This is a genomic window from Enterobacter sp. DN (genome assembly GCF_046054285.1).
GTDB lineage: Bacteria > Pseudomonadota > Gammaproteobacteria > Enterobacterales > Enterobacteriaceae > Enterobacter > Enterobacter hormaechei_C.
This window is the reverse complement of the sequence record NZ_JBJJTG010000005.1, coordinates 130,188-144,612: the sequence shown is the minus strand read 5'-3', so window position 1 is coordinate 144,612 and position 14,425 is coordinate 130,188. Positions and strand designations below refer to the sequence as shown.

Below are 14,425 nucleotides of genomic sequence, written 5' to 3'. Positions count from 1 at the left end.
AAAGGATCTACCACCATGAAATACGTCCTCACGCCGCTGGCCTGCGCGCTGGCGCTCAGTTTTTCGGCTCACGCCGCCACCGCAACTGACTTCAAAAACGTCATCAACCGTACCGGCGCGCCGCTCTTCATGCAGGATTTCGACTACGACGACCACCAGCGGTTTAATCCCTTTTTTGATATGGGTGCCTGGCACGGGCATTTGCTGCCGGACGGGCCGCAGACCCAGGGCGGATTTCCCGGCGTAGCGCTGCTCACCGAAGAGTACATCAACTTTATGGCGACGAATTTTGATCGCCTGTCCGTGTACCAGAACGGTAAAAAAGTGGATTTCACCCTTGAAGCCTACAGCCTCCCTGGCGCGTTGGTGCAGAAACTGAGCGCCAGGGATGTTCGGATCGTGATGACGCTGCGCTTTGCTTCTGCGCGTACTTCGCTGCTTGAAACCCGTATTACCAGCAAAACGCCGCTGGAGCTGGTGTGGGACGGCGAGCTGCTGGAAAAACTGGAGGCCAAAGAGGGCAAGCCGCGTTCGGATAAAACCATCGACAGCGCATATCCTGATTATCAGCGTAAAATTGTAGCCACGCGCGACGGCCTGAAGGTGACCTTCGGCAAGGTACGCTCCACCTGGGATCTGCTCACCTCCGGCAGTTCCGAATATCAGTTACACCGCTCTCTTCCTGCCGAGACCACCGTTGACGGACATCGCTTTACCAGCCGGGCACAGATTTCCGGCAGCACCACGCTGTACACTACCTACTCCCATCTGCTGAACGCCGATGACGTCGCGCGTGAACAGCCGCAGATCCGCGACATTCTGGCGCGTCCGGCCTACTTTATGGCCGCCTCGCAAGCGCGCTGGGAGAGGTATTTACAACAAGGGTTAACCAACCCGCACGCGACTCCAGAACAAACGCGCGTGGCGGTGAAAGCCATCGAGACGTTGAACGGTAACTGGCGTTCGCCAGGCGGCGCGGTGCGTTTTAACACGGTGACGCCCTCCGTAACCGGACGCTGGTTCTCCGGCAACCAGACCTGGCCGTGGGACACCTGGAAACAGGCATTTGCCATGGCGCATTTCAACCCGGAGATCGCCAAAGAGAACATCCGCGCGGTCTTCTCCTGGCAGATCAAACCCGACGATCCGGTGCGCCCGCAGGATACCGGATTTGTGCCGGATTTAATCGCCTGGAACCTGAGCCCGGAACGAGGCGGCGACGGCGGTAACTGGAACGAGCGTAACACCAAGCCGAGCCTGGCGGCATGGTCGGTGATGGAGGTGTATAACACCACGCAGGATAAAGCCTGGCTTGCCGAGATGTATCCAAAACTGGTTGCCTATCACGACTGGTGGCTGCGTAACCGCGATCATAACGGCAACGGCGTGCCGGAGTACGGTGCGACGCGTGATAAGGCCCATAACACCGCTACCGGCGAGATGCTGTTCACGGTGAAAAAAGGTGATAAAGAAGAGTCGCTTTCCGGCCTGAATAACTACGCACGGATAATTGATAACGGCCAGTACGACAGCCTGGAGATCCCCGCGCAGGTGGCCGCCTCGTGGGAGTCCGGGCGCGATGATGCCGCCGTATTCGGATTTATCGATAAAGCGCAGCTGGATAAGTACGTTGAAAACGGCGGGAAACGCAGCGACTGGACGGTTAAATTTGCCGAAAACAGGAGTAAAAAAGGCGATCTGTTAGGGTATTCCTTATTACAGGAGTCCGTTGACCAGGCAAGCTATATGTACAGCGACAATCACTATCTGGCGCAGATGGCGAGCCTGCTGGGTAAAGAGCAGGAGGCCAGCCACTATCGCCAGCTGGCAGATAAGCTCGCAACCTATATCAACACCTGCATGTTCGATGCGAAAAGCGGGTTTTACTATGACCTTCGTATCGAGGATAAGCCGCTGGCGAACGGCTGTGCGGGCAAACCTATCGTCGAGCGTGGTAAAGGGCCGGAAGGCTGGTCTCCGCTGTTTAACGGTGCCGCGACGCAGGAACATGCGGATGCCGTGGTCAAGGTGATGCTGGATCCGAAGGAGTTCAATACCTGGGTACCGCTCGGCACCGCCGCGCTGACAAACCCGGCGTTCGGCGCAGACATATACTGGCGCGGCCGGGTCTGGGTCGATCAGTTCTGGTTTGGACTAAAAGGCATGGAACGTTACGGCTATCGTGAGCAGGCGCAAACCCTCGCCGAAACCTTCTTTAAGCATGCGAAAGGGTTAACCTCGGACGGCCCGATTCAGGAGAACTATAACCCCCTGACCGGAGCACAGCAGGGCGCACCTAACTTCTCCTGGAGCGCGGCGCATTTGTATATGCTGTATAACGACTTTTTCCGTAAGAGCGATCGGTGATGCCCTCGTGCCCGGTGGCGGCTACGCCTTACCGGGTCTACGGTTCTAAAAAGTAGGCCGGGTAAGCGACAGCGCCACCCGGCAAAACCCTACCTTGTGATCCACAGCGTGGGCCAGGCATCTGGCCCATTCCAGTTATCACAGCTTGGCTCTTCCGCGTAGCGTACCAGGCGGAAGCGCTGGCCGTTAAAACGCCAGCGGGTCTGGATCCCACAGTCGCCAATCCCGCGTCCCAGCGCCAGCGTGGTCAGCTCGCGCGTTTTTTCGTCGAAGCTGGCATTCATCAGCTCCATGTCGCTACTCTGGCTGGAAGGGGTAAACGGCAGGCGCAATCTCACGCTCCTGGCCGAAAATGGTTTTTTACGCGACACCAGCCACGCCAGGTCGACGGTGTTGTACGCCCCCGCCTCACAGCTGATGATCATCAGCGCTTTGTCATCGGTCAGCGCGGTCACGCGCACTTCACGCCGGTTCGGATCGAGAGAGCACTGGCTATGGTTCATGCGCCAGGTACCGTAATCCAGCAGATCGTTGAGTTCGTTATGCGTCAGCGGCGTTGGCGTGGGGTTCACCACCGCCACCTTTTTTAATGCCGGCGCAGGCGGCACGCTCAGCGGTGGACTATCCCCTTTTTTAATCCACGCCGTTTCACTTCCGACGCGTTTTTGCTGGGCATCGATAAACAGCAGCGCCGCTTTCAGACCGGCCAGAGAAATTGTCTGCTTCCCCCCGCGCAGGGTCAGCGCCTGCCCTTCCTGAATGGTTTTCAGAAACGTGGTGATGGTGGCCGTATCGTCTGTTTTAAGATGCCAGGGGGCTAACTGCCAGTGTTGCGACGTGAGTTTAAGCGGCACATTGTCGAGCAGCAGGCGCGGGGCGATGTCAGGCTCTTTCACCGGAGGCGCCGAAAGCCCGCCGAGATCGATGCGCAGGCTGGCGTCCGTTTTTGCCCCCGCACTGCGGCTCAGCGTCATGACCAGACCGCGATGCTCGCCGGTATTGCGCGCTACGCAGAAGTTCTGGTTATTGCAGGTCACCTGCCAGTCTGAAAAAGACTGTTGCGCAGGCGCAGCCCACACCAAAGGCGCGGGAAGCACGCAAATGAAGAAGAGAAGATAAACGCAGTAGCGCATGAACGGCACAGCCCCGGAAACGAATAGGTCAATCTGGGGCGTATCTTCGTGCCCTGGGCGGGCTGGCTCAATCGGATTTATCGGATAGATTTATCTGAAATACAACTTATCGCGCTTCCGCCGCCGCATTCATCCGCCCGCTGGTTTGCAGATACTGCAACAGGATCACCGCTTTACCGTCGCGGATCTCACCGCGTTTCACCATGTCGACAGCCTGAGCGAAAGGCATTTCCAGCACTTCAATGTCTTCATCGTCCACGCCGCCGCCCCGGTGCGTGCGCTGAGCATCGGTATATTCCGCAATGAAGAAGTGAACCAGCTCGGTAACCCCGCCAGGGGACATAAACAGCTCAAAGACTTTCTGCACCGCACCCACTTCAAAACCCGTCTCCTCAATGGCTTCTTTGCGGATACACACTTCCGGCTCATCGTCATCAAGCAGACCTGCACAGGTTTCAATCAGACGTCCGTCCGCGTTGCCATTGACCCATGTCGCGATGCGAAACTGGCGGATCAGCACCACGCTTTGCTTTTCACGGTTATACAGCAGGATGGTTGCACCATTGCCCCGGTCGTAGACTTCGCGTTTATGGCGAATGACGTCCCCGTTCTTACGGGTGAGATCGTAAGTGATGTTACGCAGGACAAAGTAATTTTCAGAAAGGATTTTGTCTTTAATAACGGTAATGTTCAGGGACATACGGGCTCCACGGCAAAATGAGTCTGTTTATACTACGCCGTGAAGCCCGCTTTGTCGCCCGTCTGCATTAATGCATGTTGCGCGGCGGCACGCCAAGCCAGTCCATGATCCCCTGCGCGGCATGACGCCCTTCCGCCATCGCGGTGACCACCAGATCCGCACCGCGTACCGCATCACCGCCAGCAAAAATCTGCGGATTCGAGGTCTGGTAGCGATAACGGCTCTCCACGGAGGCCCTGATGCGCCCCCAGTCGTCGGTGTCGACGCCCTGCGCCTGAAGCCACGGCATGGCGTGCGGATTAAAACCAAACGCCATGATCACCGCATCCGCTGGCATGACAAACTCACTGCCCGCCACCGGGACAGGACGCCGCCGCCCCTGCGCATCCGGCTCGCCCAGCCTGGTGCGCAGCATCCGGATACCGTTAACCTTCCCGTCGGTATCCAGCGTGAGCTCAACCGGCTGGACATTAAATTCAAACGCTGCGCCCTCTTCTTTCGCGTTTTTAACCTCTTTCTTTGAGCCCGGCATGTTGGCCTCGTCCCGCCGATAGGCGCAGGTGACTTTCGCCGCGCCATGCCGCAGCGCGGTGCGCACGCAGTCCATCGCCGTATCGCCCCCGCCGAGCACCACCACGTTTAAACCCTGTGTGTCGATAAACGGTTCGTCTGCGGCAGGATCAAGGCCCATCACGTTCCGCGTGTTTGCCACTAAAAACGGCAGCGCGTCGTACACACCCGGCGCGTCTTCGTGAGGGATACCCGCTTTCATGGAACGATAGGTCCCTACGCCGATGAACAGGGCATCGTAGTCGTTTTGCAGTTGGGCCATCGACACGTCTTTTCCCACCTCGCAGTTCAGCTCGAAGCGGATGCCCATCGCGCTGAATATCTCTCTGCGCCGCGCTAACAGGGATTTATCCAGCTTGAAGGCCGGAATACCAAAGGTCAGCAATCCGCCGATTTCCGGATGGCGGTCGTAGACCGTCACGCCGACGCCGCTGCGCACCAGCACGTCGGCGCAGGCCAGCCCTGCCGGACCGGCGCCGATGATGGCGACGCGCTTACCGGCCGGCTTAACGTGGCTAACGTCCGGCGTCCAGCCCATCGCCAGCGCCCGATCCGAGATATACCGTTCGATATTACCGATGGTTACTGCCCCTGACGCATCCCGCAGGGTGCAGGCGCCTTCACATAATCGATCCTGTGGGCAGACGCGGCCGGTAATTTCCGGTAAACAGTTAGTCTGGTGAGAAAGCTCAGCCGCACCGACGATATCCCCCGCCCCGATCCGCTGAATCCACTGGGGAATGTGGTTATGCAGCGGGCAGGTCCACTCGCAAATGCTGTGCTCGCCACATTTCAGGCACCGGGATGCCTCGCGCTGCGCCTGTTCCGGGCGAAACGGCAGGTAGATCTCGTTAAAATGGTATGCGCGTGCTTCGGGGCTGAGCTTATCCGGCTCACCGCGCGCCGGGGTGTTTTGCATCTGTTGCCGTTTGGTTTGCGGAGGGACTGACTGAACCGCCTCGCTGTGCCACGGCAGCGCGTTCAGCCTTGCGCTGCGCTGTCGGCGCTGCTTAACCAGCTTATCCAGTACGGCTGGGGTGGCGAGCGTAAGCACCTCCGCCGGGCAGTTTTCCACGCAGGCCGGGCCTTGCGGCCTTTCCAGGCAGAGGTCGCATTTGTGCGCCGAGGCCTTTACGCTGTCGTTTTCCAGCGGGGCGATCAGCATGTCCATCGTGCCAAACGGACAGGCCACCACGCAGGCTTTACAGCCAATGCATTTTTGTTGATTGACCTGTACGCTGTCGCTGTGTTGCGTGATGGCTCCGTTCGGGCAGCTTTGCGCGCAGGGCACGTTTTCACAGTGGTGGCAGGTCACGGGGCTTTTTCGCAAGCCTGAGGTAAGGACCGTAATGCCGGGATGAAAATGGCGCTCGCTCAGCGCGTGCTGCTCCCCGTTGTGCGCCATCACACAGGCAACTTCGCAGGCGCGACAACCGATACACTGTTGAGCGTTGGCCATAATAAAACGATTCATAACAACACCTGTTTTTGGTTCAATAACCTTATTCTTTCTATTGTTATCGTATTTACCCACAGCGGCATGGCGACGCAATGTTCAAATGCCCAGGAAGCCGAACTATTTCCAGTGAACCTGTGGCAGATCAATTTAATTCAGGAAGCTGATGAGTGACCGTTAAACGCCCCGTATCGGGAAGCCTGGCTCGGGCTTTCTTTTCGATGATTGTCTTGTCCGTTCTGATCAGCGCCATTGCGCTGGTCACACTCGCCAGCAGCCAGCGCGACGCCGAGGCGATTAACATCGCCGGCTCGCTGCGTATGCAGAGCTACCGCCTGGGCTACGAAATGCAGCGCGCCGGCCCATCGCTGGCAGAGCACCGCGCGGTCTGGCAAAAAACGCTGAGCGCGCCTGCGTTGCAGAAGCTAAACCGCTGGTATGTGCCAGAGGACGTCAAACAGCGTTACCAGCAGTTGCACCTTGGCTGGCAGGAGATGGACACGCGCATCGCCAGCGGCGATACCGGGTGGTATCAGAACCACATTGAGGATTTCGTGGGCCGGATAGATTCCTTTGTGCTGGCGCTACAGCACTACACCGAACATAAAATTCAGCTGGTGATTTTCATGTCGCTGACGGGTGGCCTGGGCATCCTGCTGCTGGCGGTGGTGACCCTGCGGCGCATCCGCCGTCAGGTTGTGCTGCCGCTGAATAATCTGGTGGCGGCGAGCGAGCGTATCGAACAGGGGCAATTCGACACTCCCGCGCCGGATACTACGCTTCCCAACGAGCTGGGCCAGCTTTCCCGCGCCTTCAACCATATGTCGGCGGAATTACACACCCTGTACCGTTCACTTGAGCGCTCCGTTGCTGAAAAAACCCGCCACCTGAATGAAGCGCATCAGCAGCTCGAAATGCTGTTCAAATGCTCACAGGCGTTGAATACCGGGCAGATAGACAGCCACTGCTTCCGGCATATTTTGCAGATTGTGCATGACTATACGCAGATGAATTACCTGCAATTGCGCACCAGTGACGACTGGCAGCTTTACGAAGGACAGGAGTCCCCGGGCGAGAAAATGCACAATTTACCGGTGTTAATGCAGGACACCCTGTACGGCGAACTGCGCTGGCAAAGCGCGACCGGGGATGTTCCGCTGCCGCTCATGGAAAGCGTGGCGACGATGCTGGGCCGGGGGCTCTATTTTAATCAGGCGCAGAAACATTATCAGCAGCTGCTGCTGATGGAGGAGCGCGCCACCATCGCGCGCGAGCTGCATGATTCGCTGGCGCAGGTGCTCTCCTATTTGCGTATTCAGCTTACGCTGTTGAAACATGCCGTGCCCGGCGACAATGCTCCGGCGCAGACCATCATTACGGACTTCTCCCGCGAGCTGAATAATGCCTGGCATCAGCTACGCGAGCTGCTCACCACCTTCCGCCTGACGCTCAATCACGCCAATCTTCCTGCCGCGCTACAGGAGTCTCTCGACGGGTTGCAAAGCCAGACCCGCGCGAAGCTGGTGCTCGACTGCCGTCTCTCATCGCTGGCGCTGGACGCACAAAAACAGGTGCACCTCTTACAGATTGTGCGTGAGGCAGTGCTGAATGCGATTAAACATGCCGACGCCAGCGAGATTGTGGTCAGCTGCGTCACCACCGCGGACGGCACTCACACGGTCACGATCCGCGACAACGGCATTGGTATCGGCGACGCCAGTGAACCGCCGGGGCATTACGGGCTGAATATCATGCGCGAACGCGCGGGACGGCTCGGCGGGACATTACACTTTTCTCAGCCGCCACAGGGTGGGACACAGGTCAGCGTAACGTTCCGGACGCCTGCGGCGCAGGCTGAAAAATAGCGAGAAAGAAGGCGCGCTGAAAAAAGCGCATGATAATTTACATTATCTCCTTTATTTCTCCACGTTTGACCTGGGTCTTACCGCTAAAGTTAGGCGGGCAATAAACAATAATGACGTGCAGCAAAACGAGGTCACACTTTAATGGCGAATTTTTTCATCGATCGCCCCATTTTTGCCTGGGTGCTTGCAATCCTGTTGTGTCTGACGGGTGTCCTGGCGATTACGTCCCTTCCTGTTGAGCAATACCCTGACCTCGCGCCCCCCAACGTGCGTATCACGGCGAACTACCCTGGCGCCTCGGCACAGACGCTGGAAAATACCGTCACCCAGGTTATCGAGCAGAACATGACGGGTCTCGATAACCTGATGTACATGTCCTCACAGAGCAGCGCCACGGGCCAGGCGACGGTAACCCTGAGCTTTACGGCGGGCACGGATCCGGATGAAGCGGTGCAGCAGGTGCAAAACCAGCTGCAATCGGCCCTGCGTAAACTGCCTCAGGCGGTGCAGAACCAGGGGGTGACCGTGCGTAAAACCGGTGACACCAATATTTTGACCATCGCGTTTGTTTCAACCGATGGCTCAATGGATAAGCAGGACATCGCGGACTACGTCGCCAGTAATATTCAGGACCCGCTCAGCCGTATCAACGGCGTGGGTGATATCGACGCCTACGGCTCGCAGTACTCCATGCGTATCTGGCTGGATCCCAACAAGCTGAACAGCGTGCAGATGACCGCCAAAGATGTCACCGACGCTATCGAATCGCAGAACGCCCAGATTGCCGTGGGGCAGCTCGGCGGTACCCCGTCCGTGGACAACCAGGCGCTTAACGCCACCATCAACTCCCAGTCGCTGCTCCAGACACCTGAACAGTTCCGCAATATCACGCTACGCGTGAATCAGGACGGTTCGGAAGTGCGTCTGGGGGATGTCGCCACCGTGGAAATGGGGGCGGAAAAATATGACTACCTGAGCCGCTTCAACGGCAATGCCGCGTCCGGGCTGGGGGTGAAACTGGCCTCCGGCGCCAACGAAATGGCGACCGCGCAGCGGGTGCTAGAGCGTCTGGATGAGCTGTCGCATTTCTTCCCGCACGGACTGGAGTACAAAGTCGCCTACGAAACCACCTCGTTCGTAAAAGCCTCCATCGAAGATGTGGTGAAAACCCTGCTCGAAGCTATCGCGCTGGTGTTCCTCGTGATGTACCTGTTCCTGCAAAACTTCCGCGCTACGCTGATCCCCACTATTGCGGTGCCGGTGGTGCTGCTGGGTACCTTTGCGGTGCTGTATGCCTTCGGTTACAGCATCAACACCCTGACCATGTTCGCCATGGTGCTGGCCATCGGTCTGCTGGTGGATGATGCCATCGTGGTGGTGGAAAACGTTGAGCGCATCATGAGCGAGGAAGGGCTTTCGCCCCGCGAGGCCACGCGCAAATCGATGGGACAGATTCAGGGCGCGCTGGTCGGTATCGCCATGGTGCTGTCGGCGGTATTTATCCCGATGGCGTTTTTTGGCGGCACCACGGGCGCGATTTATCGCCAGTTCTCGATCACCATCGTTTCCGCGATGGTGCTCTCCGTACTGGTGGCGATGATCCTTACCCCTGCCCTGTGCGCGACGCTGCTGAAACCGCTGCATAAGGGCGAACACCACGGTCAAAAAGGCTTCTTCGGCTGGTTTAACCGCATGTTTAACCGCAATGCGGCGCGCTATGAAGCGGGCGTGGGTAAAGTTCTGCACCGCAGCGTACGCTGGATGGTGGTTTATGTTCTGCTGCTCGGCGGCATGGTCTTCCTGTTCCTGCGGCTGCCAACCTCGTTCCTGCCGCTGGAAGATCGCGGCATGTTTATCACCTCCGTACAGTTACCGAGCGGCTCGACCCAGCAGCAGACCCTGAAAGTGGTGCAGAAGGTTGAGAACTACTTCCATACTCAGGAGAAAGATAACGTGGTCTCCGTCTTCTCCACCGTCGGCTCTGGCCCTGGCGGTAACGGGCAGAACGTGGCGCGTATGTTTGTGCGCCTGAAAGACTGGGACCAGCGCGACAGCGATACCGGCTCCTCCTTTGCCATCATTGAACGTGCAACCAAAGCGTTCAACAAAATCAAGGAAGCGCGCGTTTTCGCCAGCAGCCCGCCCGCCATCAGCGGCCTGGGCAGCTCAGCCGGGTTTGATATGGAGCTTCAGGATCACGCGGGTGCCGGGCATGACGCGTTGATGGCTGCTCGCGACAAGCTGCTGGAGCTGGCCGGGAAAGATCCGCAGCTTACCCGCGTTCGTCATAACGGTCTGGATGACAGCCCTCAGCTACAGGTGGATATTGACCAGCGTAAAGCGCAGGCGCTGGGCGTCTCCATCGACGACATTAACGACACCCTGCAAACGGCATGGGGCTCAAGCTACGTGAATGACTTTATGGATCGCGGCCGCGTGAAGAAGGTCTACGTTCAGTCTGCCGCCAAATACCGCATGCTGCCGGACGATATCAACCGCTGGTATGTGCGCAATAACACCGGCGGCATGGTGCCGTTCTCGGCGTTTGCGACGTCACGCTGGGAGACCGGTTCACCGCGTCTGGAGCGTTACAACGGCTATTCGGCGCTGGAGATTGTCGGTGAAGCCGCGCCGGGCGTCAGTACCGGTACCGCAATGGATATAATGGAAAAACTGGTTCAGCAGTTACCGACCGGCTTTGGCCTGGAGTGGACGGCGATGTCCTACCAGGAACGGCTTTCCGGCGCTCAGGCGCCTGCCTTGTATGCCCTTTCGCTGCTGGTGGTGTTCCTCTGTCTGGCGGCGCTGTATGAAAGCTGGTCAGTGCCGTTCTCGGTGATGCTGGTGGTGCCTCTCGGGGTCATCGGAGCGCTGCTGGCAACCTGGATGCGCGGCCTGGAAAATGATGTCTATTTCCAGGTCGGACTCCTCACCGTAATCGGATTGTCGGCGAAAAACGCCATTCTGATCGTCGAATTTGCCAATGAGATGAATGCCAAAGGTCACGAACTGATGGCCGCCACGCTGCACGCCTGTCGTCAGCGCCTGCGTCCGATCCTGATGACTTCTCTGGCGTTTGTGTTTGGCGTCCTGCCGATGGCCACCAGCTCCGGCGCAGGCTCCAGCAGCCAGCACGCGGTGGGAACGGGCGTTATGGGGGGAATGATTTCGGCGACGATTCTGGCTATCTATTTCGTACCGCTGTTCTTTGTGCTGGTACGCCGTCGTTTCCCGCTGAAGGATAAGCCGGAATAACACGTTGAAATAAAAAAGGCGGCTTTACAGGCCGCCTTTTTATTGTGTGATTCTTTCACACTATGGTTATTTTAGTTAATTAAGTGCTCTTGCATTTCTTACCGGAAATTCATTTACGAAGCATGCCTTCGATAAAATCTTTCCAGTTCCCCAGTTCACGTTCAATCATAACAACCTCTCTTATTATTATGTGCATTCTACGAAAACGTATCATCATTGTGAAGCCACTTTAACCGATTGCTGTGATTGAACCCCGCTGTGCTGGTAGGTTTAGGATCACTATGAGCGTTGTCGGGTAAATTTTATGTGACCTACAGCAATATTTTGAAATAGTCGGAAAAATGACAGCATTTTTAATTTCCCCCTGAGTTTATTGGCAATTTAAACAGGGTGGACAACTATGCTTAAAAGATGAAAGACTATTCAGCTTACAGCTGTTCGTTGAATTATGGAGAATTGTAAATCCCGAAAAATTCCGAATGTGTTATATTCCACTTAAGGATATATCTTCGAAAATATTGAACATTTAACCCACAAAAGAACAAAAGGATTCACTATGGTTGTGATGTACGGCATTAAGAATTGCGACACGATTAAAAAAGCCCGCCGCTGGCTGGAAGCACACAACATCGACTATCGCTTCCACGATTACCGTGCCGACGGGCTTGACCCCGCTTTTCTCCATTCCGCCATCAACGAACTGGGATGGGAAGCGCTACTGAATACACGCGGGACCACCTGGCGAAAACTGGATGAATCTCTCCGGGCCACGATCAACGACGCCGACAGCGCAGCCAAACTGATGCTTGAAATGCCGGCAATCATCAAACGCCCATTGCTCTGCAAGCCAGGTCAGCCTATGCTGCTGGGTTTCAGTGAAACCCTTTATTCAGATTTATTCGTTGAGGTGTAGTCTATGTCATGCCCGGTCATTGAGCTGACTCAGCAGCTTATTCGCCGTCCTTCCCTTAGCCCGGACGACGCAGGTTGTCAGGCATTAATGATTGAGCGCCTGCGTGCCATCGGTTTTACCGTGGAGCACATGGATTTTGGCGATACGCAGAACTTCTGGGCATGGCGCGGTCAGGGAGAGACGCTGGCATTTGCCGGACATACTGACGTAGTTCCCGCAGGCGACGCAGACCGCTGGATCAACCCGCCTTTTGAGCCGACCATCCGCGACGGCATGCTTTTCGGACGCGGCGCTGCGGACATGAAAGGTTCTCTGGCTGCGATGGTCGTGGCGGCAGAGCGTTTCGTCGCCCAGCATCCGAACCATAAAAACCGTCTTGCGTTTTTGATTACCTCCGATGAAGAAGCCAGCGCCCACAACGGCACCGTGAAGGTCGTTGAGGCGCTGATGGCGCGCAATGAACGTCTGGACTACTGTCTGGTGGGCGAACCGTCCAGCACCGAAGTGGTTGGCGATGTGGTGAAAAATGGCCGCCGTGGATCCCTGACCTGTAATTTGACTATTCATGGCGTGCAGGGCCACGTTGCCTATCCGCACCTGGCGGATAACCCGGTACACCGCGCCGCGCCGATGCTGAACGAACTGGTAGGCATTGAATGGGATAAAGGCAACGAATTTTTCCCGCCAACCAGCATGCAGATAGCCAACATCAAGGCTGGCACCGGCAGCAACAACGTCATTCCCGGCGATCTCTTCGTCCAGTTTAACTTCCGCTTCAGTACCGAACTGACCGACGAGATGATCAAAGCGCGTGTGATTGCGCTGCTCGAGAAATATCAGCTGCGCTATACCCTCGACTGGTGGCTGTCTGGCCAGCCGTTCCTGACGCAGCGCGGTAAACTGGTGGATGCGGTGGTGAACGCCATTGCGCACTATAATGAAATTAAGCCACAGCTGCTGACAACGGGCGGCACGTCTGACGGACGCTTTATCGCCCGCATGGGCGCACAGGTTGTCGAACTGGGCCCGGTTAACGCGACGATTCACAAAATCAATGAATGCGTGAACGCTGCCGATTTACAACTGCTGGCCCGCATGTATCAACGTATTATGGAGCAGCTCGTCGCCTGACGGGTGCTTAAAGAGGATTAGCGAATGGACTGGCTTTCAAAGTACTGGTGGATTCTGGTGTTGGTATTTCTGGTAGGCGTGCTGCTTAACGTGATTAAAGATCTCAAGCGCGTTGACCACAAAAAGTTCCTTGCCAACAAACCGGATCTTCCGCCGCACCGTGATTTTAACGACAAGTGGGACGATGAAGACGACTGGCCGAAGAAGGACCAGAAGAAGTAATTGTACACACCCCTCACCCCCGGCCCCTCTCCCCAGAGGGGCGAGGGGTGTTTTGTTCCCTCTCCCTTTGGGGAGAGGGTTAGGGTGAGGGGAAATGTTTAAATAAACTCTACAATATCATCGTCATTCGGCTTACCGCCGCTGAGCGCTTCATCAAAGTAGTGCTTCGGTACGGTATAACGCAGATGATCGAGCGCGAACTGCATGCTGCGATCGTCAATGGCATGCCCCAGATCGTCTACGATATCCAGCGTCACATCTCCGCCCTCGCGCATCAGCGTCTCCTGGGCAGCAACCGCATGCGAAAGCTCAATTACCCGGTCTTCCCCCCCATGAATGAGATGGATCGTGGTCTGCGTGGTCGCGCTTTGCGGTAACGTCGCAAAACGCCCGTTAAAGGCAATCACGCGGGACACCAGTCCGGGCTGCGCTTTTACGCTTTCCAGCGACATGATTGAGCCCTGAGAGAAGCCAATCAGCGCCGTTGCGTCGGCGCCTACGCCGCTCTGCTGCTGCCAGTAACGCACGGTATCGATAAAGGCTGGCATAGCGGCATCAATACGCGCCTGACGATTCTCCTCCGTCACGCCCTCGACGGAAAACCACTGCCGCCCGTCCGGACCGCACGGCTCCACGCCGCCGATGCTGACGATCAGCGCGTGTGGGAAAACGGGTGCAAACCAGCTGCCAATTTGTCCCATATTGACGGCATTGTCGCCCACGCCATGAAACAGAAGCAGGAGCTGTTTAGCAGGTGTATCCGGGCTTTGCACAACAAAATGGTCATGTTTCATGGCGATCTCCTTAATTGAT

At 56.9% G+C, this 14,425-nt stretch carries 11 protein-coding genes; 6 read left to right on the top strand and 5 right to left on the bottom strand.

The features are described from left to right. Positions 1-15: 15 nt before the first annotated feature. Positions 16-2,367 (top strand): alpha-glucosidase, encoded by a 2,352-nt coding sequence (gene ygjK / locus ACJTMZ_RS13820; RefSeq protein ID WP_252010725.1) that lies wholly within the window; start codon positions 16-18, stop codon positions 2,365-2,367. 89 nt (positions 2,368-2,456) lie between these two features. Here ygjK and ACJTMZ_RS13815 read toward each other — a convergent pair whose 3' ends face one another. From ACJTMZ_RS13815 to aegA, 3 genes are all read right to left on the bottom strand, one after another. Next, positions 2,457-3,500 (bottom strand): DUF1176 domain-containing protein, encoded by a 1,044-nt coding sequence (locus ACJTMZ_RS13815; protein ID WP_023295117.1) that lies wholly within the window; start codon positions 3,498-3,500, stop codon positions 2,457-2,459. 106 nt (positions 3,501-3,606) lie between these two features. Then, entirely contained in the window at positions 3,607-4,200 is a 594-nt protein-coding gene (gene nudK / locus ACJTMZ_RS13810; RefSeq protein WP_033487428.1) for a GDP-mannose pyrophosphatase NudK, read from the bottom strand. Positions 4,201-4,267: 67 nt separating this feature from the next. Continuing rightward, the gene (gene aegA, locus ACJTMZ_RS13805; RefSeq protein WP_408626936.1) at positions 4,268-6,244 is read right to left on the bottom strand and encodes a formate-dependent uric acid utilization protein AegA; all 1,977 of its coding nucleotides are present in this window, start codon (positions 6,242-6,244) and stop codon (positions 4,268-4,270) included. Positions 6,245-6,396: 152 nt separating this feature from the next. Here aegA and narQ point away from each other — a divergent pair, with 152 nt between their 5' ends. Both narQ and acrD read left to right on the top strand, forming a co-directional pair. Further along, complete coding sequence (narQ, locus tag ACJTMZ_RS13800; protein WP_045614070.1) at positions 6,397-8,091, top strand: nitrate/nitrite two-component system sensor histidine kinase NarQ; 1,695 nt, start codon at positions 6,397-6,399, stop codon at positions 8,089-8,091. 141 nt (positions 8,092-8,232) lie between these two features. Beyond that, entirely contained in the window at positions 8,233-11,346 is a 3,114-nt protein-coding gene (gene acrD, locus ACJTMZ_RS13795; RefSeq protein WP_017383494.1) for a multidrug efflux RND transporter permease AcrD, read from the top strand. A gap of 109 nt (positions 11,347-11,455) precedes the next feature. Here the strand turns inward: acrD and ypfM are convergent, their stop codons facing one another. After that, positions 11,456-11,515 carry a protein YpfM gene (gene ypfM, locus ACJTMZ_RS13790; protein ID WP_015572204.1) on the bottom strand — a complete coding sequence of 20 codons (60 nt, stop codon included), beginning with the start codon at positions 11,513-11,515 and terminating at the stop codon, positions 11,456-11,458. Between the two features lie 387 nt (positions 11,516-11,902). On the opposite strand from ypfM, the gene ACJTMZ_RS13785 reads away from it, so the two are divergent. The 3 genes from ACJTMZ_RS13785 to ACJTMZ_RS13775 are packed head-to-tail and all read left to right on the top strand — an operon-like array spanning position 11,903 to position 13,612. After that, a complete protein-coding gene (locus ACJTMZ_RS13785) occupies positions 11,903-12,259 on the top strand; it encodes an ArsC family reductase (RefSeq protein ID WP_015572203.1) in 357 nt (118 codons plus the stop codon). A gap of 3 nt (positions 12,260-12,262) precedes the next feature. Next, positions 12,263-13,390, top strand: coding sequence for a succinyl-diaminopimelate desuccinylase (gene dapE, locus ACJTMZ_RS13780; protein WP_017383496.1), 1,128 nt, complete (start codon positions 12,263-12,265; stop codon positions 13,388-13,390). Positions 13,391-13,414: 24 nt separating this feature from the next. Next, positions 13,415-13,612, top strand: a complete 198-nt coding sequence (locus ACJTMZ_RS13775) for a YpfN family protein (RefSeq protein ID WP_000383991.1) — start codon at positions 13,415-13,417, stop codon at positions 13,610-13,612. A 98-nt stretch (positions 13,613-13,710) separates the two neighbouring features. Here the strand turns inward: ACJTMZ_RS13775 and ypfH are convergent, their stop codons facing one another. Beyond that, positions 13,711-14,406 (bottom strand): esterase, encoded by a 696-nt coding sequence (ypfH, locus tag ACJTMZ_RS13770; RefSeq protein ID WP_048973711.1) that lies wholly within the window; start codon positions 14,404-14,406, stop codon positions 13,711-13,713. Between the last annotated feature and the right edge of the window lie 19 nt (positions 14,407-14,425).

Bases quoted from the DNA above. Each gene is read 5' to 3' on its own strand.
- acrD (WP_017383494.1), top strand. From the start codon at position 8,233: ATGGCGAATTTTTTCATCGATCGCCCCATTTTTGCCTGGGTGCTTGCA.
- dapE (WP_017383496.1), top strand. From the start codon at position 12,263: ATGTCATGCCCGGTCATTGAGCTGACTCAGCAGCTTATTCGCCGTCCT.
- ypfH (WP_048973711.1), bottom strand. From the start codon at position 14,406: ATGAAACATGACCATTTTGTTGTGCAAAGCCCGGATACACCTGCTAAA.
- ACJTMZ_RS13815 (WP_023295117.1), bottom strand. From the start codon at position 3,500: ATGCGCTACTGCGTTTATCTTCTCTTCTTCATTTGCGTGCTTCCCGCG.
- aegA (WP_408626936.1), bottom strand. From the start codon at position 6,244: ATGAATCGTTTTATTATGGCCAACGCTCAACAGTGTATCGGTTGTCGC.
- ACJTMZ_RS13775 (WP_000383991.1), top strand. From the start codon at position 13,415: ATGGACTGGCTTTCAAAGTACTGGTGGATTCTGGTGTTGGTATTTCTG.
- ACJTMZ_RS13785 (WP_015572203.1), top strand. From the start codon at position 11,903: ATGGTTGTGATGTACGGCATTAAGAATTGCGACACGATTAAAAAAGCC.
- ygjK (WP_252010725.1), top strand. From the start codon at position 16: ATGAAATACGTCCTCACGCCGCTGGCCTGCGCGCTGGCGCTCAGTTTT.
- nudK (WP_033487428.1), bottom strand. From the start codon at position 4,200: ATGTCCCTGAACATTACCGTTATTAAAGACAAAATCCTTTCTGAAAAT.